The organism is Pseudomonas sp. GW821-FHT04D07 (genome assembly GCF_059420225.1).
The window spans coordinates 34597-61130 of the sequence record NZ_JBWKTH010000008.1 but is presented as its reverse complement, the minus strand read 5'-3'; the positions used below and the strand labels follow the sequence as shown (position 1 = coordinate 61130).

Annotated in this window: 21 protein-coding genes; 14 read left to right on the top strand and 7 right to left on the bottom strand. The window is 59.5% G+C overall.

The features are described 5' to 3' along the window. Positions 1-78: 78 nt before the first annotated feature. From AC07T0_RS12670 to AC07T0_RS12660, 3 genes are all read left to right on the top strand, one after another. Complete coding sequence (locus tag AC07T0_RS12670) at positions 79-1752, top strand: hypothetical protein (RefSeq protein WP_495001495.1); 1674 nt, start codon at positions 79-81, stop codon at positions 1750-1752. Between the two features lie 203 nt (positions 1753-1955). Further along, the gene (locus tag AC07T0_RS12665; RefSeq protein ID WP_495001494.1) at positions 1956-4175 is read left to right on the top strand and encodes a dermonecrotic toxin domain-containing protein; all 2220 of its coding nucleotides are present in this window, start codon (positions 1956-1958) and stop codon (positions 4173-4175) included. After that, a complete protein-coding gene (locus tag AC07T0_RS12660; protein ID WP_495001493.1) occupies positions 4162-5073 on the top strand; it encodes a hypothetical protein in 912 nt (303 codons plus the stop codon). The genes AC07T0_RS12665 and AC07T0_RS12660 overlap by 14 nt, the downstream gene beginning before the upstream one ends. Before the next feature lie 48 nt (positions 5074-5121). Here the strand turns inward: AC07T0_RS12660 and AC07T0_RS12655 are convergent, their stop codons facing one another. Further along, on the bottom strand, positions 5122-6150 hold the full coding sequence (locus tag AC07T0_RS12655) for an Ldh family oxidoreductase (protein ID WP_495001492.1): 1029 nt from the start codon (positions 6148-6150) through the stop codon (positions 5122-5124). A gap of 76 nt (positions 6151-6226) precedes the next feature. Then, on the bottom strand, positions 6227-7177 hold the full coding sequence (locus tag AC07T0_RS12650) for a LysR family transcriptional regulator (protein WP_495001491.1): 951 nt from the start codon (positions 7175-7177) through the stop codon (positions 6227-6229). A 138-nt stretch (positions 7178-7315) separates the two neighbouring features. Between AC07T0_RS12650 and AC07T0_RS12645 the strand changes: the two genes are divergently transcribed. Next, on the top strand, positions 7316-8062 hold the full coding sequence (locus tag AC07T0_RS12645; protein ID WP_495001490.1) for a 3-oxoacyl-ACP reductase family protein: 747 nt from the start codon (positions 7316-7318) through the stop codon (positions 8060-8062). On the opposite strand, the gene AC07T0_RS12640 is transcribed toward AC07T0_RS12645, so the two are convergent. Then, complete coding sequence (locus AC07T0_RS12640) at positions 8052-8945, bottom strand: LysR family transcriptional regulator (RefSeq protein WP_495001489.1); 894 nt, start codon at positions 8943-8945, stop codon at positions 8052-8054. The genes AC07T0_RS12645 and AC07T0_RS12640 overlap by 11 nt on opposite strands. Before the next feature lie 105 nt (positions 8946-9050). On the opposite strand from AC07T0_RS12640, the gene AC07T0_RS12635 reads away from it, so the two are divergent. Then, positions 9051-10253 (top strand): MFS transporter, encoded by a 1203-nt coding sequence (locus AC07T0_RS12635; protein ID WP_495001488.1) that lies wholly within the window; start codon positions 9051-9053, stop codon positions 10251-10253. Between the two features lie 100 nt (positions 10254-10353). On the opposite strand, the gene AC07T0_RS12630 is transcribed toward AC07T0_RS12635, so the two are convergent. Beyond that, a complete protein-coding gene (locus tag AC07T0_RS12630; RefSeq protein WP_495001487.1) occupies positions 10354-11055 on the bottom strand; it encodes an HAD-IA family hydrolase in 702 nt (233 codons plus the stop codon). Positions 11056-11416: 361 nt separating this feature from the next. Here AC07T0_RS12630 and AC07T0_RS12625 point away from each other — a divergent pair, with 361 nt between their 5' ends. The 7 genes from AC07T0_RS12625 (at position 11417) to AC07T0_RS12595 (ending at position 18360) form a co-directional block, all read left to right on the top strand. Then, on the top strand, positions 11417-11818 hold the full coding sequence (locus AC07T0_RS12625) for a type IV pilin protein (protein WP_495001486.1): 402 nt from the start codon (positions 11417-11419) through the stop codon (positions 11816-11818). Positions 11819-11820: 2 nt separating this feature from the next. Beyond that, on the top strand, positions 11821-12321 hold the full coding sequence (locus AC07T0_RS12620) for a pilus assembly FimT family protein (RefSeq protein ID WP_495001485.1): 501 nt from the start codon (positions 11821-11823) through the stop codon (positions 12319-12321). Between the two features lie 55 nt (positions 12322-12376). Then, positions 12377-12787, top strand: a complete 411-nt coding sequence (gene pilV, locus AC07T0_RS12615; RefSeq protein WP_495001484.1) for a type IV pilus modification protein PilV — start codon at positions 12377-12379, stop codon at positions 12785-12787. Beyond that, on the top strand, positions 12784-13851 hold the full coding sequence (locus AC07T0_RS12610) for a PilW family protein (protein WP_495001483.1): 1068 nt from the start codon (positions 12784-12786) through the stop codon (positions 13849-13851). The genes pilV and AC07T0_RS12610 overlap by 4 nt, the downstream gene beginning before the upstream one ends. Positions 13852-13861: 10 nt before the next feature. Continuing rightward, positions 13862-14431, top strand: a complete 570-nt coding sequence (locus AC07T0_RS12605) for a hypothetical protein (protein WP_495001482.1) — start codon at positions 13862-13864, stop codon at positions 14429-14431. Between the two features lie 49 nt (positions 14432-14480). After that, positions 14481-17969, top strand: coding sequence for a pilus assembly protein (locus AC07T0_RS12600; RefSeq protein ID WP_495001481.1), 3489 nt, complete (start codon positions 14481-14483; stop codon positions 17967-17969). 91 nt (positions 17970-18060) lie between these two features. Beyond that, entirely contained in the window at positions 18061-18360 is a 300-nt protein-coding gene (locus tag AC07T0_RS12595) for a DUF6388 family protein (RefSeq protein WP_495001480.1), read from the top strand. A 111-nt stretch (positions 18361-18471) separates the two neighbouring features. Here AC07T0_RS12595 and AC07T0_RS12590 read toward each other — a convergent pair whose 3' ends face one another. After that, the gene (locus AC07T0_RS12590; RefSeq protein WP_495001479.1) at positions 18472-18990 is read right to left on the bottom strand and encodes a DUF4142 domain-containing protein; all 519 of its coding nucleotides are present in this window, start codon (positions 18988-18990) and stop codon (positions 18472-18474) included. A 281-nt stretch (positions 18991-19271) separates the two neighbouring features. Further along, positions 19272-20189 carry a LysR substrate-binding domain-containing protein gene (locus AC07T0_RS12585; protein WP_495001478.1) on the bottom strand — a complete coding sequence of 306 codons (918 nt, stop codon included), beginning with the start codon at positions 20187-20189 and terminating at the stop codon, positions 19272-19274. Positions 20190-20304: 115 nt separating this feature from the next. Here AC07T0_RS12585 and AC07T0_RS12580 point away from each other — a divergent pair, with 115 nt between their 5' ends. Further along, positions 20305-20940, top strand: a complete 636-nt coding sequence (locus tag AC07T0_RS12580) for a LysE family translocator (protein ID WP_495001477.1) — start codon at positions 20305-20307, stop codon at positions 20938-20940. On the opposite strand, the gene AC07T0_RS12575 is transcribed toward AC07T0_RS12580, so the two are convergent. Further along, entirely contained in the window at positions 20920-22197 is a 1278-nt protein-coding gene (locus tag AC07T0_RS12575) for an MFS transporter (RefSeq protein ID WP_495001476.1), read from the bottom strand. The genes AC07T0_RS12580 and AC07T0_RS12575 overlap by 21 nt on opposite strands. A 381-nt stretch (positions 22198-22578) precedes the next feature. Here AC07T0_RS12575 and AC07T0_RS12570 point away from each other — a divergent pair, with 381 nt between their 5' ends. Then, positions 22579-26532, top strand: coding sequence for a response regulator (locus AC07T0_RS12570; protein WP_495001475.1), 3954 nt, complete (start codon positions 22579-22581; stop codon positions 26530-26532). The last annotated feature ends 2 nt before the right edge of the window (positions 26533-26534 follow it).

Sequence of the window (26534 nt, the reverse complement as noted above, 5' to 3'; positions counted from 1 at the left end):
GCAGCTCCTGTAGCGTTTCTGTCCTTCACGAGCACGGCAAAAACCCGCCCCTCGTCAACATGAACGAAGGCACAGAACATGTCCGACCAACCTGCTGTCTATTACCTGTCCCAGGCCATGGAGCTGCGTGACACCCCCAGCCCGCTGGAAAAATCCCTGCGGATCGAAACCGCCGAACGCAACTGGTTGCGCAACCTGTTCCTGGCCAACCAGGACGCCCGCCAGGCACTCGATCCGCCGATGTCCGTGGATAAGCTCTTTATCGTCGCGCAAGGCTCTCCGGCGGCCGAGCTGGCCGGAACCTTCCTGGTCAGCGGCCCTCCGGGGCACCGAGTGTTCCTCTGTACCCCGGGGTTCGGCCTGGAGCCTTTCGACAACCGCGAGCTGGCGCGAAAAAAACTACTCGAACGCCTGGGCCAGCCCCCGCAACGCGACGAATTGCTGCGTTTCGTCGCCCTCAGGATCAGGTCCGCCATCCGCTATGAGCCGCCCCCCACCCTGGTCTCGGGACCTATCCTGGGGATCGTCCTGAGCGATCGACGCCAATCCATCGAAACCTACCTCGACTACAACCTGAAGCACCTGCATGACGAATTGCTCAAGTTGCCGACACTGAAGTCCCTGCTCAACCCACTGTTCGAGAACCAGTTGGGCAAGCGCTTCCCCCAGGTCAGCCTGACGGCCCTGAGGGTGATCAGCTATGAAAAACCGGTCTCGGACGGGGGCACGGCGACGCTCCCACTCCAGCAACTCTCAACCCGGTTACTCAGCGAAACCTTGCTGGAACTCTACAACCGGGGCGCCTGGCCCAAAGGGCAGAGCCGCGAGTTCATCGCGCCCGGCTACTCCTCCTCGGCGACGGATACCGTCATCTGGGAAAGGACGCTGGCGAATCTCTCCAGCCAGTTGTACAGCCATCTGGAAAGCGCACTGCGCGCCTTCTGGAAGGAACCCCTCGACAACGGGCTGTCACGCCAGGACCTGTTTGTCGACGCCATGGGCACGCGCTTTCGGGCCGAGCTGCTCCAACAGGAACAGGACTGGAACATCCTCGCTCCCGAGGACTTCTACCCGTTGTGCGGGCTCTGTCCGCTGGATACCTCAAGACTGCGCGAGCTGACGCTCTACGCCCTGAATGTAAAAACCGACGGGCTCACCGGCGTATTGGCCAATGCCTTCGTCGTGCGCAACGACCGCCAACAACACCCGGTTTTTTTCCTGTATGGCGTCGGTCGATTGCAGGCATTCGAAAGCGAGCGCTCAGTGCTGGCCTCGGTCAAGACCCAGCTTCAGGACCCGGATCAAGGCGATGATCTGCGCCATGGCCTGTCACTGCGCGAACGTGCCGATCTGAAGGACTCGCAGAGCCTCGAAATCACGCTGGCAGCGGGCAATCCAGCGATGTTCAAGGCGCTGTTCAATAACATCGTCGCCAAGCAACTGGATAACGTGGCCTACGTGCTCATGCGCTATCGCCGCAGCAACGGCGCACTGGCCCTGGCCGCGGCGTTCGAACGAGCACTGGATGTCCGCGCCCTGATCGACCCGCGATTGGTTGCGCTCGCACCACTGGGTCGATGGAGCCACCGCCTGGATCTATCGCCCAGCGAGAGGTCTGTGACACTGGGTTTGCAGCGAACACTGACACCGACCCTGGACACCGTCAGGTATCAGTTGAAAAGCCTGAACGAACTCAAGGGTAAAATCACCGAAGGCCTGCGCCAACGCCCGACCCTGAAGGCCTTCATCTGACCCAGCACACCGGCGCGCTGGCAGAGGCCAGCCACAGCGGTCTGTTCAGCAAGGACAGCGAGGGTCACTGGGCTCGGGTTTCCAACCTGGACATCACGCTGCTCAATACGCTCGTCGACAAGCTCCTGCCGGACTTTCTCGGGCACTACCTGCGCCGGCTGCGCGCGGTGTATGGCGAACTGTCCGAGCCGTTGAGCGAGGCCGTGAGCAACGGGTTGCGCCGCGAAGCCCAACTCAAGGTGCTGCAGGACACCTTGAGCGAAACCGACCTGGAGGTACTCGACAACCTGCTCGACAGCCATCGACGGGACCAGCGTCCGGGCTTGCGCGGCTTTATTCCGGATGCCTTCGCGCTGACGCTCAGGATCGACGCGGCGGCGCCGTCGATCAAACTGCGCAACTGCTACCTGCTGACTGAGCGCGGCGGCCTGGACAACGAGCATTGCGGCAGCGTGCAGCTATGGACCCCGGTCCAGGGGGCGGAAACCTTCCACTCGTTTCACGCCGCCGAAGTCGAACTGCAACGGCGCCTGCATGACCCCGTGGAGCGCCTGTCCCTGCTGGAAAATATCGCCAGAAGCGAACGCCCGGCGAATCTGCCCATCCCGCAGAACCACCCCAGCAACCACCGGGCTTATCCGGCCCTGGGCTTTGAACTGATTCACAACAGGTTCAGCGGCTATCAACAACATTCGCTGGTCGACAAGGTGATGGGCGACCTGGCCCATGCCACCACCCGCACGTACCCGGCCGAGCACTTCCACGAGCACCTGCAGTCCTGCCTGGACACTCACGCAACGGTACCCACGCTGGAAAAAGCCATCCAGGTCGCCGAGAACGCCGCCCTGCACCTGGCACTGCCGCCCTGGTTGGCCGGCACCAGCGACAGCCGGCAGTTGGCCCTGGCGAGCCTGTTCGATCGCTATCGCCAGGATGCCGCGACGACCGCTGACTATCACCACGACATTCCCGATATCCGCGACACCGCCCGGACCAAGGTCATGAGCCTGCTGTCACGGGACTTTCCGGCGGCCCGCCTCGACCCCGACAAGATCAGCCTGTCGCTGACGTCGCGCAATACGGCCGAGATCATCCGTGAATCACTGACCGACTTCGCCCTGCGGCACTTCGACGACATCGACCAAGGCTCGTTCGTCGTTCGCCTGCTGGAAGGCGTCCTGCCCAAGGCACTGACCCCTGATCGCCTCAAGACCCTGGTGCAGGAGGCCGCTGTTGGCAACCACTATGCCAACCTGCTCGATGCCTACCTGTCCAACCTGACGCAACGCCGACCGCTCTTTCGCCAACATTTTTTCTGGCAAAGCCTGCTGCAGGCCTTTACCCAGGTGATCCGCAAGACCCTGTCCGCCACCGCCCACAACTTTATCAAGCACCTGCTGACAATGCCGGACGGCCTCGCCCGGGAACCCTTGAACGGACAGCGCATCGACCTGCGTCCGCTGGAGTTGATCAGCGACGCCGAGTCGGCAGCCGATCCCGTGGCTGGCTTCTACCTGATCGGCCCGAAACCCGGTGAGCAGGGTCCGCGAATCCTGTTCACGCCACAGGGGCCAGAACCGATTTTCCGCGAATACACCGATGAAACGGCATTGCAGGCCGACCTCAAGGACTCGGACAGCTTGCAACAACAGGTCCTCGAAAGACTTGCCCCGGCGCGGCGCGAGCACTACGCACGGCAGGTGCTCAGCACGCAGCGGGCCAGCCTGGCGTTCAGTGACAATCCGCTGCACGGCAATCTCTTCCACCGGCTCTACCAGGATACCAACGCGCTGCTCAAGAACCTGCTCGGCCGGCAGAACGTGCAAAACCAGGGCCCAGCCTGGCACAACGTTCTGTCCTGGCTCAAGGGCGGTCTTTACCAGGGTGAGAGGTACATGCTCGGTCGATTACGCTTGCCGCTGCTCATCTGGCAGACCCTCCCGCAACTCAAGGATGCGGCGGAAAAGGCCTGGCAGGAGCGCTGGGGCGAGGCGCTCGAGGAATTCGCCAGCAGCCTGGCGCAACTGGCGGTGGCGCGCCGCGGATGGGTTCGTTCGAGCCTGGCCGACATCGCGCCAACGCCAACCGAGGAAGTCATCGAGTCGCCCTTTCCCGCGCCGCTCTGGGGAAGCAGCCGCCTGACGCCTGGACAGAAGACCCGGCTCCTCGACTATGAAGCCCATGAGGACATGCTGGAGGAAATGACCCTGGACCAGGCTACCGGCTTGCACAAGGAGCCGAGCAGCGGCAACACCTTCGCGGTGGTCGGCGGGAAAGTCTTCCGGGTCCAGGAAGACGACCGCCGTTGGCGCATCGTCAAGGGCGCCGCGCACGGACCCTGGCTGCAACAGGACCGCCACCAACGCTGGTCATTCAACCTGCAAGGCCACTGCGTCGAGGAAAGTCGCCATGAAACTGTTTGATCATTGCGCGAACCGCCAGACGATCCGCGAGGAAATACGCGTGCAGGCCATCGGGATGGAAAATATCCGCCGGTTCTACCCCAACCGTGCCCGCATGATCCGCCACGCCCATGAACAAGCGGTGGCCTACCTGGTCGAAGCCATAAAGAACACCGAGCGACTTTTTGCCGAAAAGCCCCTGGATAAAAAACGCCGCCTGTTCGTGGAAAAGTTCTTCGATATCGCCTCGGTGAGCCAAGGTACGCTGAGGAAAATCAGATTCCGCGCACATATGATGCTCGGGGAACTGCTCAAACCGTCGCTCAATCCCGAGACCTCGTCACGTTATGTCGTGGGTTCGGCCCTGTACCCGGAGCACGGCATTCAGGCATTTACCTTGCCTACCGAGGTCGCCAGGCGAATCTATTTCACCGAGCGCTTCTTCAATCCCGGCTTCCAGATCTACTTGCCCATACACCCCAGAACCTTCGACATGCAGGGGCACAGCATGGGCACGGTGCTGTTGCATGAAGTCAGCCATCTGGTGCTCGACACACTCGACCTCGTCTATCTGGATGCCTGCCGCCCCTTCCTCGACCTGCTCAATACCAGCACATCAGAGGGAAAAGATCGCCACAACGCCCTGGAGCGGGTCCAGCAACATTCCTTCTCCAGCAGTACCCCCGCCAACGAATTGTTCAGGGAACGCGACGCTTACGACCTGCACTGGTATGACGTGGTTGGAAAGCCCTTGCAGCGCGTGTTGCAACTGACCGGAGCGCAAGACCTGGATGACGCCCGGCGGATTTTCTTTGCCAATGAGGAGAAAAGAATCGATGTCATCCTGGACAACGCCGACTCCCTGGCGTTATTGCTCGCCCATTTGGGCAGGCCAGCCGAATACCATCCCGTGCAATAGGCAGGCATCAACCTACTCCCGGGATGCGCTACATCCAGGCGACACGCCCTACTGAGCGGCCAATGCGCGCAACTGTTGCAGATCGCCCGCGGCCAGGACGATCCCGTCGCGCAGCGACACGGCCCGCTGCTGGTGACGCCGGTCCCCCGGCAGCCGCTGCAGGCCGACCCCCTGCATCTGGCTGACCAGCGTCCGGGCACGCTCGGCGAAGTCCTGTCCCGCCGCTTTGGCAGGATCGATAAGAATGATCAACTGCCCGGTCCAGGGGGTCTTGGCGCCTGGATGTTTCGACCAGTCGAACTCGAATGAGAAGTTCCCGCCGGTCAGCGCCGCCGCCAGCAACTCGACCATCATCGACAACGCCGAGCCCTTGTGGCCACCGAACGGCAGGAGCGCGCCGCCGTCGAGGATCGCCTTGGGATCGCAGGTCGGCCGGCCGTCGCGGTCCACCCCCATGCCGGGCGGCAGGCTGCGTCCCTCGCGGGCGGCAATTTGCACATCGCCATGGGCCATCGCGCTGGTGGCCAGGTCGAACACGATCGGATCGCCACCGGCCCGCGGCGCGGCAAAGGCGATCGGGTTGGTCCCGAACAGCGGACGCTCGGCGCCATGGGGCACCACGCAGGTCATGCTGTTGACCACGCTCAGGGCCACCAGCCCCTGATAGGCAAAGGGCTCGACATCCGGCCAAAGCGCGGCGAAGTGATGGGAGTTACGGATCGCCAGCACGGCGATCCCGGCACTGCGGGCCTTTTCCAGCAACAACGCCCGGGCGGCGGCGAGGGCCGGCTGGGCGAAACCGTTGGCGGCATCGACCCGGACAAAGCCGGAAGCAACATCCTCGACCCGCGGAATGGCCTTGCCGTCCACCCAGCCGCTGGCGAGCGTGGAGACATACCCGGGAATGCGGAATACGCCGTGGCTGTGGGCGCCGTCGCGCTCGGCGCTGGCGCAGTTCTCGGCCAGGACCCGGGCGACTTCCGCCGAGGTGCCATGGTGCTGGAAGATCTGGGCAAGCAAGGCCACCAGATCGCTGTAGGAAATCGTTTGAGTAACCGTCTCGCTGGGTACAGACATCCGAAGCTCCGATTCCGATTTATTTATTTATTATTCGATGGATAAGAGAAAAGCAGTGCTTGGGCAGGCGTCCAGACTATCCGGCGGCGAGGGTCCGCTTGTCAAACAGGGCATCGAAGCGTTGGCCCAACTGCTGCTCGGCGAACTGCTCGCGGATGAAGTCGACAAAGGCCCGGGTCTTGCCCGGGAGCAATTTGTGCTCGGCGTAGTAGATCGAAATATGGCCGTCGTCGACGTACCAGTCGGGCAGGACCCGTTGCAAGGTCCCGGCCTGCAACCAGGGCACCGCGAACGGCATGCTCACCAGCGCCACGCCCAGGCCCTGCGCCGCCACCGCGCAGGCGGCTTCCGAGTCGCTCATGGTCATCCGCGCGCCGAGGCTCAGCGGTCGATGTTCGCCGTCGCGAGCGGTCAATTGCCAGGAGCGCACCCGGCCGGTCTGCGGTGAACGGATCAGGATGCCGTCGCAGCGGCGCAAATCCTCGGGTGTGCTCACGGCCGCCTGGCGCGCCAGATAATCCGCCGACGCCACCAGCACCCGATGGGCCACCGTCAGCTTGCGGGCCACCACCCCCTGGGGCAGTTCGAAACCGCCGCCAATGGCCGCATCGAAGCCCTGACCGATCAGGTCCACCTGGCGGTTATCGAAATGCCAGTCCGGGTGGATGTCCGGGAAGCGCCGCAGAAACTCACCGAGCAGCGGCACCACATAGAGACGCCCGAACACCGTGCCCACACTGACCTTGAGCGTGCCGGCCGGACGGCCCTCGACGCTGGCCAGGTTAGCGACGGCATTCTGGATGGTGTGCAGACTGGCACTGACTTCGCCGAGGAACAACTGTCCGGCTTCGGTCAGCCGCAGGCTGCGGGTGCTGCGCTGGAACAGGCGCACGCCGAGTCGCGCCTCCAGCTTGGCGACGCTCTTGCCGACCGCCGCCGGGGTCAGGCTCAGGCGCCGCGCCGCCTCGGCGAAGCTGCCGACTTCGGCACTGCGGACAAAACACTCGATACTGCTGAAGGTTTCCATGATCACCACTCTAAACTTTTGGTTTACACAGAGTGTAATGATTACCGTCTACACAGCCAGTAATCCGAGGTCGATACTCGGCTCCAACAACAAGGCCCGCTCCCCTTCCTTCCCCGGCCTTGAACTTTGGAGAATGACATGACCGAACAAAACCTTAACGGCAAAGTGGCCCTGATCCAGGGCGGCTCACGCGGCATCGGCGCGGCCATCGTCAGCCGTCTGGCGGCCCAGGGCGCCGCGGTGGCCTTCACCTACGTCAGTTCCGACGCCAAGGCCAAGGCACTGCAGGACAGCGTGATCGCCGGCGGCGGCAAGGCCCTGGCGATCAAGGCCGACAGCGCCGATGCCGCGGCCATTCGCCAGGCGGTCAACAGCACCGTCGAAACCTTTGGCCGACTCGATATCCTGGTCAACAATGCCGGCGTGCTGGCCATGGCGCCACTTGAAGACTTCAAGCTGGAAGACTTCGACCGGACCCTGGCGGTGAATGTGCGCAGCGTCTTTATCGCCACCCAGGAAGCGGCCCGGCACATGGGCGAAGGCGGTCGGGTGATCAACATCGGCAGCACCAACGCCGAACGCATGCCGTTCGCCGGGGGCGCCCCGTACGCCATGAGCAAATCCGCGCTGGTGGGCCTGACCAAAGGCCTGGCACGGGACCTCGGGCCACGGGGCATCACCGTCAACAACGTGCAGCCCGGCCCGGTGGACACCGATATGAACCCGGCCGACAGCGATTTCGCCGGGAGCCTGATCGACCTCATGGCCGGTGGCCGTTATGGCCGGGTCGAGGAAATCGCCAGCTTCGTGGCGTATCTGGCGGGGCCGGAAGCCGGCTACATCACCGGGGCCAGCCTGACCATCGACGGCGGGTTCAGCGCGTAAGACCGGGTGGTTGCGCCAACGCCTGCTCCAGCAACAGCAGAAATGCCGCGGCCGCAGGCGTCGGCGTATGCGACCACACCGCGTACAAATGACGCGAAGGCGCGTTGGACACGGGTAGCGTCACCACCCCTTCGAAACCTTCGGCGATCTTCTTCGGCACCAAGCCCAGCGCCAGTCCCCGGCGCACGAACTCCCCCACCAGCATCACATTGCCCGCCTCGAACTGCACCCGATGGCGCAAGCCCGCCGCGGCAAAGGCCTCATCGGTCTGTCGGCGTCCCGCGGTACCGGCCTGGAAATCCACCAGCGGCTGGTTTTCCAACTCCGCCAGCGGCAGGCGCTCGAAACGGGTCAGCGGATGCCCCGGCGGCAGCACCGCCACCAACTCCTCCTCCGCCAGCAAACGCTGGGCCAGGCCCTCGATCTTTTGTCCGGGCCACAACCCGATAAACGCCAGGTCCAGCCGCCGCTCGTGCACATCGAGCATCAGCGACTCGCTCTTGCTCATGTTCAGGTGAATATCCACCTGTGGATAAAGTCCGTGGAAACGCGCGAGCAAGCCCACCAGATCGACTTCGGTCAGGGACGAGATCTTGCCGATGGACAGGCTGCCGCGCACCTCCCCGGAAGCCGCCGCCACTTCGGCGACAATCCGTCGGGTCGCTTCCAGCGCCGGTCGCGCACTGCGGACAAAGGCCTCGCCGGCCGCGGTCAGGCGGACCTTGCGCGAACTGCGCTCGAACAGCGACGCGCCGAGATCCTCTTCCAGGCGAGCGATCTGATGACTGAGGGCCGACTGCACCACATGGCAGCGCTCGGCCGCGCGGGTGAAGCTGCCCTCGTCCGCCACCGCCAGGGCATATTCGATCTGCTTGAGATTCATCGCCAGTATCTCGTTTCAAGATGGATAGAATGAAAACAATGCATTGGCGTCATGCTAGGACATTCCAGATAATTCGCGCATCAAATTCCTACTCAGAGACAGTCAATGTCCGACACCAACGTTACACACAAACCTTTGAGTTCTGCCCTGATCCTGCTGATGTCGGTCGCCACCGGCCTGGCGGTTGCCAGTAACTATTACGCCCAGCCGCTACTGCACACCATCGCTCAGCACCTGGGCCTGAGCACCGGCACCGCCGGCACCATCGTCATCACCGCCCAGTTGAGCTACGGCGCCGGGCTGTTGTTGCTGGTGCCGCTGGGGGACCTGTTCGAACAACGCCGGCTGATTTTCATCATGACCCTGCTCAGTGCCTTCGGCCTGTTGATCAGTGCGTTCTCGCCGAGCCTGCCGTGGCTGCTGTTCGGCACCGCGCTGGCCGGCCTGTTCTCGGTGGTGGCCCAAGTGCTGGTGCCGATGGCCGCCAGCCTGACCGCGCCGGAACAACGCGGGCGGGTGGTCGGCACGCTGATGAGCGGCTTGTTGCTGGGCATTCTCCTGGCGCGCACGGCGGCGGGCCTGCTGTCCGATGTCGGCGACTGGCGCAGCATCTACCTGCTGGCCGCCGGCCTGATGTTTATCTGTGCCTTCGCCCTGCTGCGCGCCCTGCCGGAACATCGCCAACATGCCGGACTGAGTTACCCGGCCTTGCTCGGGTCGGTGTTCCGCCTGTTCGTCGAGGAGCCGGTGCTGCGCCTGCGCGCCGCCATGGGCCTGCTGACCTTCTGCCTGTTCGCGTTGTTCTGGACGCCCCTGGCCTTCCTGCTGGCGAGCCCGCCCTATGGCTATTCGGATGGCGTGATCGGCCTGTTTGGCCTGGCCGGCGCCGTCGGGGCCATGGCGGCCAACCTGGGAGGACGCATGGCCGATCGCGGCAAGGGTGAGTTCGCCACCACCCTGGGCCTGCTGGCGTTGTTGTTGTCATGGCTGCCGCTGGGCTTTGCCGGGCATTCGCTGGTGGCGTTGCTGATCGGCGTGCTGGTGCTGGATTTTGCCGTGCAACTGATTCACGTCAGCAATCAGAACGCGGTGTTCAAGGTCCGGCCACAGGCGCGTAACCGCCTGAATGCCGGTTATATCACCTGTTATTTCATCGGTGGTGCACTGGGCTCACTGCTGGGGGCACAGTTGTACGGGCCCTATGGCTGGAACGGCATCGTCACCGCCGGTGGTTTGATTTCCGCCCTGGCGCTGGGGATCTGGGCGGTGGTGCAGCGCAGGACCGGACTGCCAGTGTCGGCTGCCTGAAAGGCATCGCGAGCAAGCTCGCGCCTACAGTGTCCCATGTAGGAGCGAGCTTGCTCGCGATGAACGTCAACGATAACGCGGGCCCCCTGAAACACCGCGATCAAACACCGTCCCAGTCAATCGCCGGCAACCCCACCGGCCCCAGCGGGAAATGCTTGAGCGACTGCACGATCCGATCCGCATGGTGGTATTTCTCCGCCGCCATCGCCGGATCGGGCACCGCCACCGCATACATCCCCGCCGCCTTGGCCGCCGTCACGCCGAACGGCGAATCCTCGAACACCAGGCAATCCTCGGCCGCCACTCCCAAGCGCTTGGCCGCCAGCAGGAAAATATCCGGGGCCGGCTTGGCTTCGCCGACTTCCGGGTCGTCGGCGGTGACGATCGTGTCGAACAGCGCAAACCATTCCCGGTGCAGGGTGGTCTTCAACTCGAACGAACTGCGCGAAGAACTGGTGCCCACCGCAATCGGAATCCCGTGCGCCGACAGATGCCGGACCAGCGCCTCGGCGCCGGACATCGAACCGGCCTTGGGAAAACGCTCGCGCATCAGGGGTTCGCGCACCTCCAGGAACTCCTGCGGGCTCAACGGCAGTTCCATGGCCTCGACCACGTAGCGGGCCAGATCGCCGGCGCCACGGCCAATGATGTTCTGCTTGTGATCCCAGCCGAAGGTCCGCCCATAACGACCGACGATCAGTTGCGTCACTTCGGAGTAGATGCCCTCGGTGTCGAGCAGCAAACCGTCCATATCGAAAATCACGGCCTTTACCAGGCCCAGGCTAGAGAGTGCTGCGGTCATCGCATCCGATCCGTATACAGGGTTGAAAGTCAGGGCGGCGCAGGTGCGACCATCACGTAGGGGATACAGCATGCTTCTACCTTCAAGCATAAATCGCGCCTGTTACAGATGGCTTCCTGAGGCAAGATTTTCTCCAGTTTCGACCCGGACTCGTCACGGAACAGTCACCGGCGTATTGCAGACTCGTCTTGCTTGCGCACAGGCCCTTGAACGTTAAAAGTTTTCTTTTTTATCAAGGAATTAGCACGTAACATCAAGAGGCCATAGCCGCGGGCCGCGCAAAAGCGTAACCTTTGCGACACCCACTTTGTCAAGCCAAATACAATAAAATGACTTTCTCATAATTTAGGGTGATCCTTTTATGAAGACCCAGAACGGCTTCACCTTGATCGAACTCATGATTGCCGTGGCGATCGTTGCCATTCTGGCCGCCATCGCGATTCCATCGTATTCGAGTTACGTTAACCGCAGCAAGTTATCCGAAGGGGCTGACGCGTTGGCGGCCGTGCAAATCAAGATGGAGTCCTATTATCAAAATACCCAAACTTACGATAATGGCGGTGTCTGTGGGGTGCCCCCCGTCAATACGACCAACTTTACGATTACCTGCGCAACCAATAATAACGGACAAGGCTATACCTATACCGCCAGTGGAACAGGGGCGATAGCAGGAACGAATTACACGATTAACGAACAAGGCAACAAAAACACCACCGGATCCTCGAGTAAAGCCTGTTGGATCATTACCGGGTCGGAGTGCTGAGCATGAACCGCCAAGGAGGGGTGACGTTGTTGGAAACCATGGTTGCCCTCACCATCATGAGCATCGTGTTGGCCTGGGGCATTCCGTCCTTAAGCGATGTCATTTCCAACAATACCGTAAAGTCGACAACGGACGTCATTTTTTCCGCCCTCCAGGAAGCCCGATCCGAGGCGCTGAAACGTAATACATCTGTTTCTGCCACCCTCACCACTACGGCAATCAGTCTGGCGGGCAGCAATTATGCTAAAACCATCAGCTTGGCGGGAGCGGGCTCTGGGATAACGATCAGTCAAGATACCGCCGGTGCGATTACCTTCACCTCCACGGGGCAAATTGCAGCCTCCACCTCGTATGTCATCAAAATTAAAAACACTTCCTGCGCGGCCAATAATGCGTGTCTCAATGTAGAGGCTTATGGAGGCGGATTTATTAAAATCTGCAACCCTTCGCAAGGTGACAGTAATGCAACGAACTTTTGCACGCCGTCAACGCCGTCAACGTAGAGGCTTATGGAAGCGGATTTATTAAAATCTGCAACCCTTCGCAAGGTGGACAGTAATGCAACGATTTTTGGCTCGTAAGCAACGCGGATTTTCGCTGATTGAGTGTTTGATCGCGCTCCTGATCATGACCATTGGTCTATTGGGCAACGCCGCCCTGCAAGCGAACCTGTCGAAGGAATCGGCCAAATCGGATGATCGAGTAAAGGCCACCAATCTGGCCAAGGTCCTGTATGGTCAAATGGTAGCGGACTACTCGAACCTCGCCAGTTACGCTTATCCGGGCAGCGGCGCCAGCACGTCGGTCACCAGTTGGGCAACGGACGTCAAAAAGTTGCCGGGAGCCATTGACCCGACAGTGACCGTGGCAGCGGATGGTACTTGTCTGATTACGATTCAATGGAAAATGCCTCAAGACAATATCGTGAATATCTACAGCGTTCCTTTCAAGGTAGATAAAACGTTATGAATCAAAAGGGCTTCTCTCTCATTGAAGCAATGCTGGCGATGGTCATCGGTCTGATCATGTCTCTCGCCGCTGCCTCGCTGGCGATCTCCTATGACGCGGGAAGAATGAGTAATATTTCCGCCAACACGGCCAACACCAACGGGACCACGGCAGCGGAGACCATCAATACCGCCCTTGAAATGGCCGGCGCCGGACTGATCAGCAATCACAGTCAAATCTGTACACGCCTGTATTCCACGACAGCGACGAATACGAATTCAGGCATCACGCTGGATACGATAAAGCTGGATGTGACGACAGACCCCAACTCCAATCATGTCGTTTTTGCCTATGGCAATGGGGGTAGCGCGGCTTCATTGCTCAAGGTTTCAGTGTCATTGGCCAACCCCAATGACGATATCGCTGTGCCTCTTGTGGGGTCGGTGTCGAGCGGCGACGATATTCTACTGGCCTATAGTTCTGCCGGGAGTGGCGCTGACTGCACCTTACGCCGTGCGACAGCCCCCAACGCGGTGAACGGCAGTGCCGGGATGGTGAATATTGGTTTGTCCGCGACGGCGGAATATAACCACGCCATTACCGGAGTGCCCACCTATGCGGCTGATTTTTATATCATACCCGCACACGTTTTCAACTATCAGGAATGGTACACAGAGAACGCACTGTTGAAACTAAAGAATAAAATCACCGGTACGGTTAGTATCGTGGCCGATGGGGTGGTTTTCTTGAGGGCGCAATACGGTGTGAACAGTGGCCTCGGATTGACATGGCAAGACCAGCCGCCCAGCCAACTCAATAACCTGAAGGCCATACGAACCAGCCTGGTGATTCGCTCAGCGAATCGAGAAAAACAAGCCAGTGCCGCTAATTGCACAAGCACCACGAGTTCCACGATCAGTTTTAATAGCTGGCAGAATGCGGCAAACGGTTCAGGCTCGATCGATGTATCGACCCTGACCAATACAACAGGTACAGCCCTGATTCCCGATTGGCGCTGCTACTTCTACAAAACCTACACAACGGTAACACCACTCCGTAGTTTGGCCTGGGCCACGGCCCAATGAGGAGATGGCGATGAAAAACAACCAGCGCGGTGCGGTGCTTATCCTCACGCTTATTTTGCTGAGCATCTTCTTGATTGCCTCGGTTGGGTTGATCCGCTCCGTCAGCATGAATGTCACCACCGTCGGGAACTACTCCTACCGGGAAGGTGCTTTGACTGCCTCGGATAGCGTATTGCCGGCCGTCAAAGCCTATATCGCCGGCAAGGCGGATTTGACGGTGGCTGACGCGAATGTCTACTCCCCAACCATTCTGACCCGGGTGGATGCCAGCGGTTTACCCCTCCCTTGCGCCAGCGGAGATGGTTGGAGTTGCCTGACCGCGGTGGCGCTGTCCACCACCTATTCTTCTGTCTACTACATCGAGCGGCTTTGTACGGTCGCGGTAGTTACTAGCACAGGAACGCAGTGCCAAGTCGAAAAGCCGACAGCGGCTAACGGCGGTAGCTACAGCCTGCGGGGCGGGAATCAAGATGGCAAATCACTCATGACATACCCTATTTTGTACCGGGTAACGGTGAAGACTTCTGCCCCCAAGAGGACCGGGACCGTGGTAACGACCCAAACAACCATTTCAAGATAATCAACAACGTTAGCACGGCTAAAGAAAAATCAGGTTTTTTGGGGGGTACATGCATACGTTAGCGAAACTGCTCGTAATATTTTTTCTGGCCGAGCTAGCCGCTCCGGCCTTTGCAGCGACCACCGACATTGCTCAACTTCCATTGGGCATGCTGAATGTGGTCGAGCCCAATATGATACTGGCAATTGACGATTCAGGCTCGATGGACACCGAGGTGTTGATGGCGAGTAATGACGGTGCCCTTTGGTACAACTCGACTTCCGGCAAAGCGGGTTTTACCGGCTGGAACAGTTCCGATGTTTACAGTGCCACTTACTATGCCCCGAACTATAACTCTGTCGGGGCCACCAGCACGACCTGGCTAAAGTATGAATACCTGTTCCCCAACAGCTCCCGGAAATACATAGACACCGCAGCGGCCGGCGAAGGTTACGCCGCGCCCTTTATCCCGAGCTATGCCTACTTACGGGATTATGAATACAACCCCCTGTACTACAACCCCAATACAACGTATGTCCCATGGTCGTCAGACTATTATAATAGTACCACCACCACCTACAGCAATTCCCCCCCCAGTGCCGCTCGAATCCATCCTACAGAATCACCCACTGTAACCTATGACCTGACCAATACGCTAACCAACGGTACTAGCGGATGGACGTTCAGGTTCTATACCGGGATGGTGATTCCGGGGGCATCGATTGCCGGTATCCAGAATGGCAGTACCAGCATCACCAGCAATGTGACGGTGGGTACCAGCTCGGGTTACACGGGCTCGACCTACTACGATATTACGATTCCCTATTACCCCGCTACGTATTGGGTTCGGGATACGACATGTACGAATGGCGCGCCTGCGTGCGCAAGCGCTCCCGATGGAACCTTGCTTCGTCGATATGAAATCAAGTCAGGCAATACCTTCCCGTCGGGGCGCACCTATGCGGCGGAGATGCAAAATTTTGCCAATTGGTTCACCTATTACCGTAAGCGCAGACTGATGTTGTCCTCTGCAATGTCTGCGGTATTACCTCAATTAACCAATCTTCGCATGGGCGCTCGCTGGATGGACTCCAGCAACGTGGCCAGCATGGTTGACCTTAACTCAACGACCGCGGCGACGAATTACCAGTACCTGCTTGGATTGATCTATCGTGTGTTTGGCGCTGGCGGTACGCCGACCCGGACGCTGTTGAAAACGATCGGTGATCTTTATGTGAACGACAGCAGCAAGACATACATTCAGTACGCCTGCCAGCGCAATAGCATCATGATCGTGACTGATGGCTTTGCTGATGCCACAAGCACGACGACTGGGACTTACTCGTCTAGCCCATGGTTCAATTCAGCGCCGTATACCACGATCTACTCAGGTACGTTGGCGGATTTGGCAGCTTATTATTATAGCAAGACCGTGGGTAGTTCCACCTTCACAACCGGCCTGGTGCCTTACGATCCGAATGCGACCGCCCCAAACGCAGACAAGAACCCTAACCTGCACGTGAATATGTATGGGATGACATTGGGCGCGCAGGGGACGATCTTCGGGACGGGGTCCAATCAAGATAAAGACCCGTACACCTACTCCCCCACCTGGCCCAACCCCAGCGTGTCGCACAGCCCGACAGCCGTTGATGACCTGTACCATGCAACAATAAATGGCCGAGGTAAGATGCTGTTGGCAACCGACAGTGTGAGTGCCACAAGTTCAATTAAAAGCATCATTTCCGACCTGCTGAACAAATCAGGGGCGGGGGGCGCCATCACCGTGTCCAACATCAATATCCAACCAGGTGACAACACGGCCTACATTGCCAGCTTCAATGCGTCCGCCTGGTATGGCGACTTAGTCGCTTCGCCGATTGATATCACCACAGGGAATACGTCGGCTACCAACTCACTGTGGAGTTTTCAAGCGACGTTGGATGCGCTGGACTGGACCACCAGAAAATTTGCTTCTTACACGGGTAGCAGTGGCGCGATCTTTCCCAGCGGACTGAGTACCACCCAAACAGCCCTGCTTAATTCCCCGAACGCCACGGACAATGCCACGGTTGCCAGCTGGTTGACGGGGGATCGCTCCAACGAAGGGACATTGTACCGCACCCGAACCCATGTCCTGGGTGATCTGATAGATGCAGAGCCCGTGATGGTGAACGACAAACGGTCCTGGAGCATAACGACTGACAGCAGCTACACGACTTTTGGTCAGACGATCGCCGGCCGCAAGACTGTTGTCTATCAGGCAGGCAATGACGGCATGCTTCATGCCATTGACACCAGTAACGGTGGCGAGCTGTGGGCTTACATTCCAAGTCTGGTGCTTTCAAAGCTCAGCCAGTTAGCCCAAAAAACCTACAACCACATCTTCACCGTGGATGGCACCCCGACCGTTCGTGATGTCAATACCGGAAGTACGTGGAAGACTTTGCTGGTGGCCGGGCTTCGCGCAGGGGGCAACGGTTATTATGCCCTTGACGTCACGAATCCGGCAGCCACCAGTTCGGCTGATCTGGCGTCAAAGGTCAAATGGGAGTTTCCCAACGCCAGCACCTCGTCCAGCGTGACCAATAACGTGGGGCTTTCTTATGGTCAACCCTTGATTGCCAATACAGCCGCCGGCTATGTCGTCATGGTTTCATCCGGCTACAACAACAGTGGGGATTATGCCGGCCATCTGTTCGTTTTGAACCCTGACACCGGTGCGGTGATTCGTGATATATCCACTGGCTACGGATCCTCACTGACTCCGGCTGGACTGTCTCACCTTTCAGCGTTCGCCGCGGATGGGGTGACAGCATCGGCTGTCTATGCCGGCGATCTGAACGGCAATATCTTCAAGTTCAATATCTCGGACGCGAATCCAGCGAACTGGTCGGTTACCCGCATTGCGGTCTTGCAGGACAGCGGCGGCGCCACCCAACCGATTACTCAGAGTGTCGAGGTGGGGCAAGTTAACAGCCAGACCGCGATCTTTGTCGGCACAGGCCGGGCCCTGGCCACGTCGGACTTTAGCTCCACTCAAACCCAAAGCGTTTATGCGTTTCTTGATGACGGGACGATTTACACAGGTTCCAACTCGCCTCGTAGCGTGCTGGTTCAGCAGACAGTCACCGTGGTGACGGGTGGGTTCCGGACAATCAGTCACAACGCCGTTGACTACTCAACTCAAAAAGGTTGGTATTTCGATTTGCCCGCAGGGGAAGGCGTGACGACGGATATGCAGCTGGCTTTTGGTACGTTGGTCTTGAACTCCAACGCACCGTCCACTTCGGCTTGCAGTTCAAATAGTTATCAATATCAAGTGAGTGAAAGCACTGGCGGACAGCTGGATAACTCGTACTTCGCCACGGGAGTCACCCCTTGGGCAGGTCGGAATTTAGGAAGCAACCTCTCCTCTCGCCCAGTGGTCGCTGTTCTTTCCAACGGTACTGTGATTAGTTTTTCCCACGGCTCCGATAACAGCGTGATCAGTCTCGGCTTGCTCGGCAAGGGTGCGACAACCATACACAAGATTTTTTGGCGAGAAGTTCGGGGTTAGGGCACGATACGCACCTTAATGGCTACAGTATTTTCCGGGCCCGTGGGCCCGCCGACGGCTTGCCGCCCGGCCATCCAACAGAGACGCCAGCATGATCGCCAAAGAATCCCGAAACGAGGTCGCCCTCGCCAAGTTCCTCGACGCCAACCCGCACCTGCGCGAAGAAACCCGCGACCTGAGCCCGAAGGAACAACAGCAACAGTTCCAGTGGGCCTTCGAGGACGAAGCTGAAAACCAGGGCCTCGAACCCTGGGAGCTGACCCTGCAACTGGTAGCCGAGACACCCGGGGAACTCAAGGCCATGCGCCTGGAAGTCCACCGCGAAGTGGCCGAGGCCCTGGGCATGGACTGGGAGGAGTACTGCTCATTCAACGAAATCAGCGAAGACTGAGCCGTTCGTCGCGCCAACGGCACTTGAGCCCCTGATGGACGCCTAGAGCTTGGCGGGCATTGGCCTCGCCAGTTGTCCCCCGCCGCCAATGAAGAACACCTGGCTACTCGCTCAATTGCCCTTGTGATGGGTCATTTCCAGCTTCCTGGCCATGTCCAGGTGCATTTGCAGCTTGGGCAGGGTTTGTGTGGCAAAGGCTTTCAACTCCGGGGACGCGGAATGTTCGGCTTCATCCTTGAACAAACGAAGGGCGTCTTCGTGGACCTTGATCTGGTTGGCCACGTAGGCGATATCGAAGGATTCGCCTTCCTGCACTTGCAACATCAGCTTGCGCGCCCGGTCGAGGATTTCCGCCTCCGGCGCCATGACCAGGTTGTGATGGGCGGCGATGGCCTTCAAGTCGCGGTTGGCATCGGTGTGGTCCTTGATCATTTCCACGGCAAAGCTGTTGATGTCCGTGGATGTGGTTTTCTCGATCGCCAGGCGGCTGGTCTCGATCTCGGCAATCCCGGCCGCCGAGGCCGAATCGATGAACTCCGCGGGGCTGCCGGCACTGACCGGCCCCGCCAGGCTTGCGCCCAACAGCAGGACAAGGGAGGTGAGGCGTAACAGGGGGACCTTTCGGCTCATGGGCTTGCTCCAGCACTTTAAAAAAACAGCTTGGCTAAAGCGTTGGAAAGGAGCTGGCCGGCAAGGTTTAAAAAAACACCATGGGACCGACGAACGGTGATCGCCACAGCCGCTATCCTGCCGACTAGCGGCCATGCCACCGCGCCAATTGGCAGGCGAAAAAAAGCCCGCGGGAGGGCGGGCAAGGGAAGCTTTTTGAACGAGCGCGACGACTATAGACGCTGCGTGACAAGCGAATCGTGAAACAATTTTCATGTTTGGCCGGCGAGCGCTGGGCCTGTTCAACGAAACTCGATGCCCGGCAGATCCATTTCGGGTACATCGCTCAACAGAAAATCGCGAAAGGCCAGAATGCGTTCCTTGCGCAGGCTGCTTTTCAGCCAGACCAGGTAGTAGCTCTCTCCCGAGCCGACGGCACTCTTGAACGGCAGCCCGAGCAAACCGCCACGGACATCTTCGAGGATCAGGTACAGGTCGCCAATCGAAACGCCGTGCCCACGCATGGCGGCCGAGATCCCCTGGTCCAGGGTACTGAACAGCTTGCCACGCTCCACCCTCGCCTGCCCTTCCCAGCCCATTCCCGCCAACCAGCGCCGCCAGTCGCGCCGATCCGTGGACGAGTGAATCAGTTCGTGCTGCTCCAGGGTGTCGAGATTCCAGGGCTCGGCCCCCAGCAGCGGGCTCGAACAGATTGGAATCAGCCACTCGTCGAAGAGCTTGCAACACTCGACCTGGGCACCAAAACGCCCGTCGCCCAACAGAATCGCACAGTCATAGGGCTCGGTGTGGAGGTCCACGGTGTCGATATCCATCCACACACTGGACAGTTGCACCGGCAAGTCGGGATTGACCTGCTTGAGGTTTTCCAGCGACTGCAACAGCCAGCGCATGGTCAGGCTGGACGGCGCCTTCAACCGTAGTTGCTCGGCATTCGCACGAAAAGGCAGGCAGGCCTCCTCGATCACCTTGAACCCGGTTTTCAAGCCATGGGCCAGGCGTTGCCCAGCTTCGGTCAATTGCAGTTTCGGACCGTTCCTCTCGAACAGCTGACAGCCAAACAGCCCTTCCAGATTACGAATATGTCGACTGATTGCGCTCTGAGTCAGCGACAACTCCTCGGCGGCGCGCGTAAACGAAGAAGAGCGGGCCGCCACCTCGAAGGCACGCAGGGCATAGAGCGGTGGGATACGTTCGGCCATGGGCGCGCCTCACTATGATTAATAATCATAGTGAGGCACAGATTTATCCATTTTTCAAACACCCGGCGACACCTCAGGCTTAGCGGACCCGATTCTCCCGCGCAGGCACCTGTCGATGAACCTCTCGTTGCTACTGCTTTACCTGTTCAGCATTTCCCTGCTGATTGTCACGCCTGGCCCGGTGGTCGCGCTGCTGGTCAACACCAGCCTGGGGGCCGGCAGCGGTCGGGCGCTGCGCACAATGCTTGGCACCAATGGCGCATCGCTGGTACTGGCGCTGCTGGCAGCGCTGATCCTGAGCGGCGGCCTCTCGATCAGCCTGCAACTGATCAATCTGGTCAGCCTGGCCGGCTGCCTGTTCATCGGTTACCTGGGGGTACGGAGTCTCCAGGAAGCCCTCTCGACAGCTGTCGATGACAGCGTGCAAGCCACCAAGAGCGGACGCCGCCACGGGTTTATCAACGGTTTCCTGGTGGGGATTTCCAATCCCAAGGAGATCGTGTTTTTCGTTTCGTTCTTCCCCCAGTTCATCCAGATCACGCCGTCCTTCGGCCATAGCGTGGCCTTGCTCGCCGTGCTCTGGGCGGTGATCGACCTGGCGGCCATGACCGTCTACATCCTGCTCGCCCGCCAGGCCTTCGCGGTCCGGCACAAGGCGAAGATCACCTTCGCTTCCGGCATCCTTCTGCTGACGATGGCGATATTCGGGGTGCTGTACGCCGCCAGGGCCCTACTCGCGAGCCTGAGTTGAATCGTGTGTTTTAATCATGATTCGGTCAATGACAGCGACCTGAGGCGACGGGCGACTGGCAATCAGGATAAACAGCACTGACAGCAGCGCACAGAGCGCGCCCAGCAAAATCGAAGCCACGTAACTCTGATAAAGGTCGAACAGCAGCCCCGCGACACTCCCACCGATCAGGGCGGCAACCCCGACCGAAATATACAGGGCACCCAGGATCGCGCCCAGGTTCGCCGTGCCGAACCAGTTGGCCGCCACCGACGGGTAGAGGGAGATGCAGCCGCCATTGGCCAGGCCGAACCCCACGGCGAACAGCGCCAGCGTGATGAAGGTATGGGCGCCGAGCCACAGCAGATTGAGCAGCGCCAGCGCCAAGGTCAACAGCATCAGCAGGCGATGAGCCCCCATCCGGTCACCGAGCCTGCCCAGGAACAAGCGGCCGGCAACGTTACCGACGCCGATCAAACCGATCAGCAAGTTGGCTTGAGTGGCGGAAATACCCAACTGTCGCGCGTAGGGGTTGATGTGCACCAGCGCGAGAAACAGTCCGACCGAGCCCAAGAAAATTGCCCCGAAGTACCACCAGAATCGCCCCGTACTCGCGGCTTCGAGCAAGCGCATGCCGTTGGCGGCCACATGACGCTGGGGGCTCGAAGCAGAAGGCACGAGACCATCCGGAAAAAGCCCCAACTCCTGCGGATGGCTCCTGACCAGCGAGGCCACCAACAGACCTGCAACAAGAATGGCCGCAGCAAAAATCTGCAGGGTCGACTCCCACGAAAAATACTCCATCAGCAGCCCCGCCGCCGACGGTCCGACAAAGGTCCCGACCCCGGTGCCCGCCAGCGCAATGCCCGACGCCTGGCTGCGGTTCTTGACGAACCAGCGCTGCACCGCTGTCACCGTCGGCACATACACCAGACCGACGCCCAACCCGACCAGTAGGCAGAAACACACCAGAAACCACGGCAAGGAGCCCGCGGCCAGGCTGCTGAGGAAAAACCCCAACGCCAGCAAAATTATGCCCGCACCGATCACCACCCGGGCCGAGATGCGATCCGCCAGGGAGCCCGAGAAGACTCCGACTGAGTAATAGATCAGGGCGGTCAGTGAAAACACCGATGCCACGGAAAAACGCCCCACCGCGAAGTTGGACTGGATCTGCGAAAAAAACGCCCCGAAGGAGTAGGCGCCACCGAAGATCAGTGCCAGCAGCACATGCGCCGCGAACACGACATACCATCCTGGGAATACCTTGGTGCTCATCACAGTCTGCTCTCGGATCCTGCTTAGGGTTGAGGGGCAACAGCCACTTCAGGTTCGGTCATGGCCGCCGCACACACTTGTATATACAGGAGCAAGCAACTTTGCGGCCAACCTGCATCCGAACGCATAAAAAACACCATAAAAAAACGTAACACGTTGAATTAGCTGTAAAAATATGAGCGCGCAGAGCCGCTCGGGTTTTCTCGGCCATTGCGTTCGAAGTTCTTTAGCCGCACGACGATACATTCAGTAACAGGCTGTCTAGGCTTGGGGCAACGGAGCCCGATGGGCGCAACTTCTTCCGTGGGACAAGTTGCCGCGCTACCAGGTTTAATCCAGACTGCCTCATCAATGGCTGATCCACTTATCGGGAAGGCAAACGTGGCCTATAAGTTCTCGCTCACATCCCGTATGACGCTGCTCATTTTCATCATGTGCGCCGTGCTCGTCGGTTCCGATATCTGGCGCAGTTTCACCGCGCGCACGGTTCAACTGAACGAGGTGACGATCGCCACCGCGAACCTTGCACGGGCGATGGCTCAACACGCCGACGACACGATCAGGGAAGTCGACCTGGTACTGAGCGGGGTTGTTGAGCGCGTCCAATACAACGGTACCACCCCACTAGTACTGGAGCGCTTGCACCAGCTCTTCAGCTTGCGGCTCAGCGAGCTCCCGCAACTCGATGGCCTCTATCTGTTCGACCGCAACGGCGAATTGATCGCCAGTTCATCACCAGGGCCTTTGCGCAGCTATAACAACTCTGATCGTGAATATTTCATCTTTCATCAAACGCATCCTGATCTAGGCCTGCATATAGCATCTCCGCTACGCAGTCGTTCTACTGGGAAGTGGACTATTCCCGTGTCCCGGCGCATTAACAATCCAGACGGCAGCTTTGCCGGGGTCGCCAGCGCCACGATCGATATCGATTTTTTCTCGCAGTTTTATAATCGCCTCGAGATCGGGCAAGAAGGGGCCGTTGCCCTGGAATTTGACTCAGGCGTCATGGCCGTCCGACGTCCATTCGAAGAGCGCCTGATCGGCGCAAACGTGACCAGCACCCGGCTTTTCCAGGAGCACAAACTACAACCGGAGGGCGGTACCTTTTCCATTGCCTCGGCTCAGGACGGCGTGGTTCGCCTCAACAGTTTCCGCAGCCTGCATGACTATCCACTGTTCGTCGCGGCAGCGCTCTCCAAGGATGAAAACCTCGCCGCCTGGTGGTCGGATACGCTCTGGCATGCCGCGGGTGTGGGTTTGCTGGTCTGCGTGCTGGTCATTTTCGGCCTGCGCCTGATTCGTCAGGTGAATCTGCAAAGCAAAACGGAAAAAGAGCTTGCCGCGAGCCTGGAGACCACGCGGGCGATTCTGGAGACAGCGGCCAACCCCATTATCACGGTCGATGGCAGCGGCAAAGTACGATCGATCAATCGTGCCGGCCAACGGGAGTTCGGCTACGACCCACAAGAGCTGATCGGACGCAATGTCAGGACGCTTGTCCCGGAGTCTCACCTCGCGGCGTACAACGATTACAGCGCACAGTTCTCGCAGCAGGGCTTCAATGAAACCGGTAGCAGCGTGGAGTTGGTGGGCTTGCGCAAGGATGGGTCGAGCTTTCCGCTCTACGCCTCCACCAGCTCAATGAAAGGCACCGACGAACGCTGCTTCGTTTGCGTCATGACCGATATCACCGAACAGAAGAAACACCGTAGCGATCTTGCCGCGACCCGTGACCATCTCCTGTTGGCGGCCGATATCGCCGAGCTCGGCATTTGGTCGTGGAACCTTTGCGACGGTACGTTGCATTGGAATGATCGTATGTGCGAGATCTATGGGTACTCACAGGCGTTGGCCGAGCAGGGTCTGAACTTCGAGCATTGGCGCTCGCGGTTTCACCCGGATGACCGGGATATCGTCATCGCGGCGCTCGACGCGGTGATCGCTGATCGCGAACAGCGCCTGCCATCGTTCCGGGTCGTACTGCCCGACGGGCGCGTACGTCACCTGGAAACACGAGTCCGTGTCGAACGCGATGCCAACGGTACACCGGCCCTCATGACGGGAATCAATCATGACGTGACAGCCCAGCATGAGATGGAAGTGAGCCTGCGCCATGCCAAGGAGCAGGCCGACGCGGCGAGTGCAGCCAAATCATCCTTCCTGGCGAACATGAGCCATGAAATCCGCACGCCCATGAACGCGGTATTGGGGATGCTGCACCTGGTGCAGTTCACGCCGCTGAACTTGCGTCAACGTGACTACGTGAGCAAGGCCCAAACAGCCGCCCAGTCGTTGCTCGGCCTGCTCAATGACATTCTCGACTATTCAAAAATCGAGGCGGGCAAACTGCAGCTGGACCTGCATCCCTTCGACTTCGAACCCTTGATGCAAGACCTGGGTGTCGTATTGGCCGGCAACCAGGGCCAGAAGGATATCGAAGTATTGTTCGATCTGGATCCGGACCTCCCCAATGGCCTGATCGGCGACAGCCTGCGCTTGCAGCAGGTCTTGATCAATCTCGCCGGCAATGCACTCAAATTCACCTTGAAGGGACAGGTCATCGTCAGTCTTGAACGCCTCGAGCGCAAGGATTCGGCGGTCCACGTTCGAATTGCCGTAACGGACAGCGGCATCGGCATGAGCGCCGAGCAGATAGAGCATATCTTCGAAGGCTTCAATCAGGCCGAAGCCTCGACCTCACGTCGCTTCGGCGGCTCGGGTCTGGGACTGGTCATCTGCAAGCGCCTGGTCAAGCTGATGGGCGGCGACCTACAGGTGCAAAGCCGTCCGGATGTGGGAAGCCGGTTCTGGTTCGATGTCTGGCTGAAGGTGGACACAGGCGCAACGGAAAGGACCGTGCCTCTGCCCGTCGACCATTCGATGCGGGTGCTGGTGGTCGACGACAACCCGATTGCCGCTGAGTTGCTGATGCGCACGGTGGCCGCCCTGGGCTGGCAGGCCGACCTCGTGTCCTCGGGTGTCGACGCCGTGAGCAGGATAAGTGAAGCCCTCCATGAGGGAGAGCGCTACGACGTGGTCCTGATGGATTGGCGCATGCCGGACTTGAATGGCATGAGCGCGGCCAAGTTGATTCGCGAGCTGAAAGGACGGGTACCGCCTCCCGTGGTCGTCATGATCACCGCCTACGGGCGCGAAGTACTCGCCGAGAGCCATGATCGAGGCGATGCACCTTTCGCCGGATTCATTACCAAGCCCGTGACGCCCAGGCAGTTGACCGAGGTCATTTTACGGGCGTTGCAAGGCAGCACCACACCGACTGAAACTCCGGCGTTCGAGCACAAGCCCTCAAGGCGCCTTGCGGGTCTCAGCTTCCTGGTGGTTGAAGACAACGCCTTGAACCGTCAGGTCATCGACGAACTGCTGAAATCGGAAGGGGCCAGCGTGCAATTGGCCGAAGGCGGTTTTGAGGGGGTCAGCTGCGTGACAACGGGAGGCAAGTCCTTCGATGCCGTGCTGATGGATGTGCAGATGCCTGATATCGATGGCTACGAAGCGACCCGCAGAATTCGAATCGACCCCCGCTTTGCCACGCTGCCCATCATTGCGATTACCGCCAATGCGTCCTCCGCCGATCGGCAAGCCTGCTTGCAAGCGGGCATGAACGGGCATGTCGGCAAACCGATCGACATCGAGAATCTGGTTTCGGTGTTGCGGGCACAACTGGAGGGAAAAGAGCCTGCGGCAACGGTCGCCGATTATCCGCTCACGGAACAAGACGAGCTCATTGAAGCGCGCGCTTCGATCATCGAGCGAATGGACGGAAACCTGAATTTGATCCGCAGTGTCCTGAAGATCTTTGGCGCGGAGACGGAAAAACAACTCGCGAACCTGGACGAGCAAATAGCGCAGAAAAACCGTGCGGGCGTTGCCAGTGTACTGCATGCCCTCAAAGGCAGTGCAGGAACCATAGGCGCCCTTGCGCTTTCAAGAAAAGCCGACCAGCTTGAGCAAGCGCTGGACGCTGGCGATGCCTCGACGTTCACTACCCCTCTCTACAATGGCTGTACGGTTGAGCTGCGGCAATTGCTGCAGGACTGCCTTGAGCAATTGACCCATGCCTTCGCCGAGCCCGCGGGTCCGATTGACCCGGCTGGAGACGCTTTACCCCTGACAGAATGGCGACAGCACTTGAACGAAATACTAACACTGCTGAATACTTCCAACTTGCAAGCCATCGCGGCGGCTGAAACATTATTGGCGCAAACGCCAGCGGAACGACTGGCCAGATTCAATCCATTCCTCAAACAGGTCAGGGCATTGGACTTTACGGCCGCGGCACTGAGTGCGTATGAAATGCTGGAGCAAGCCTGACC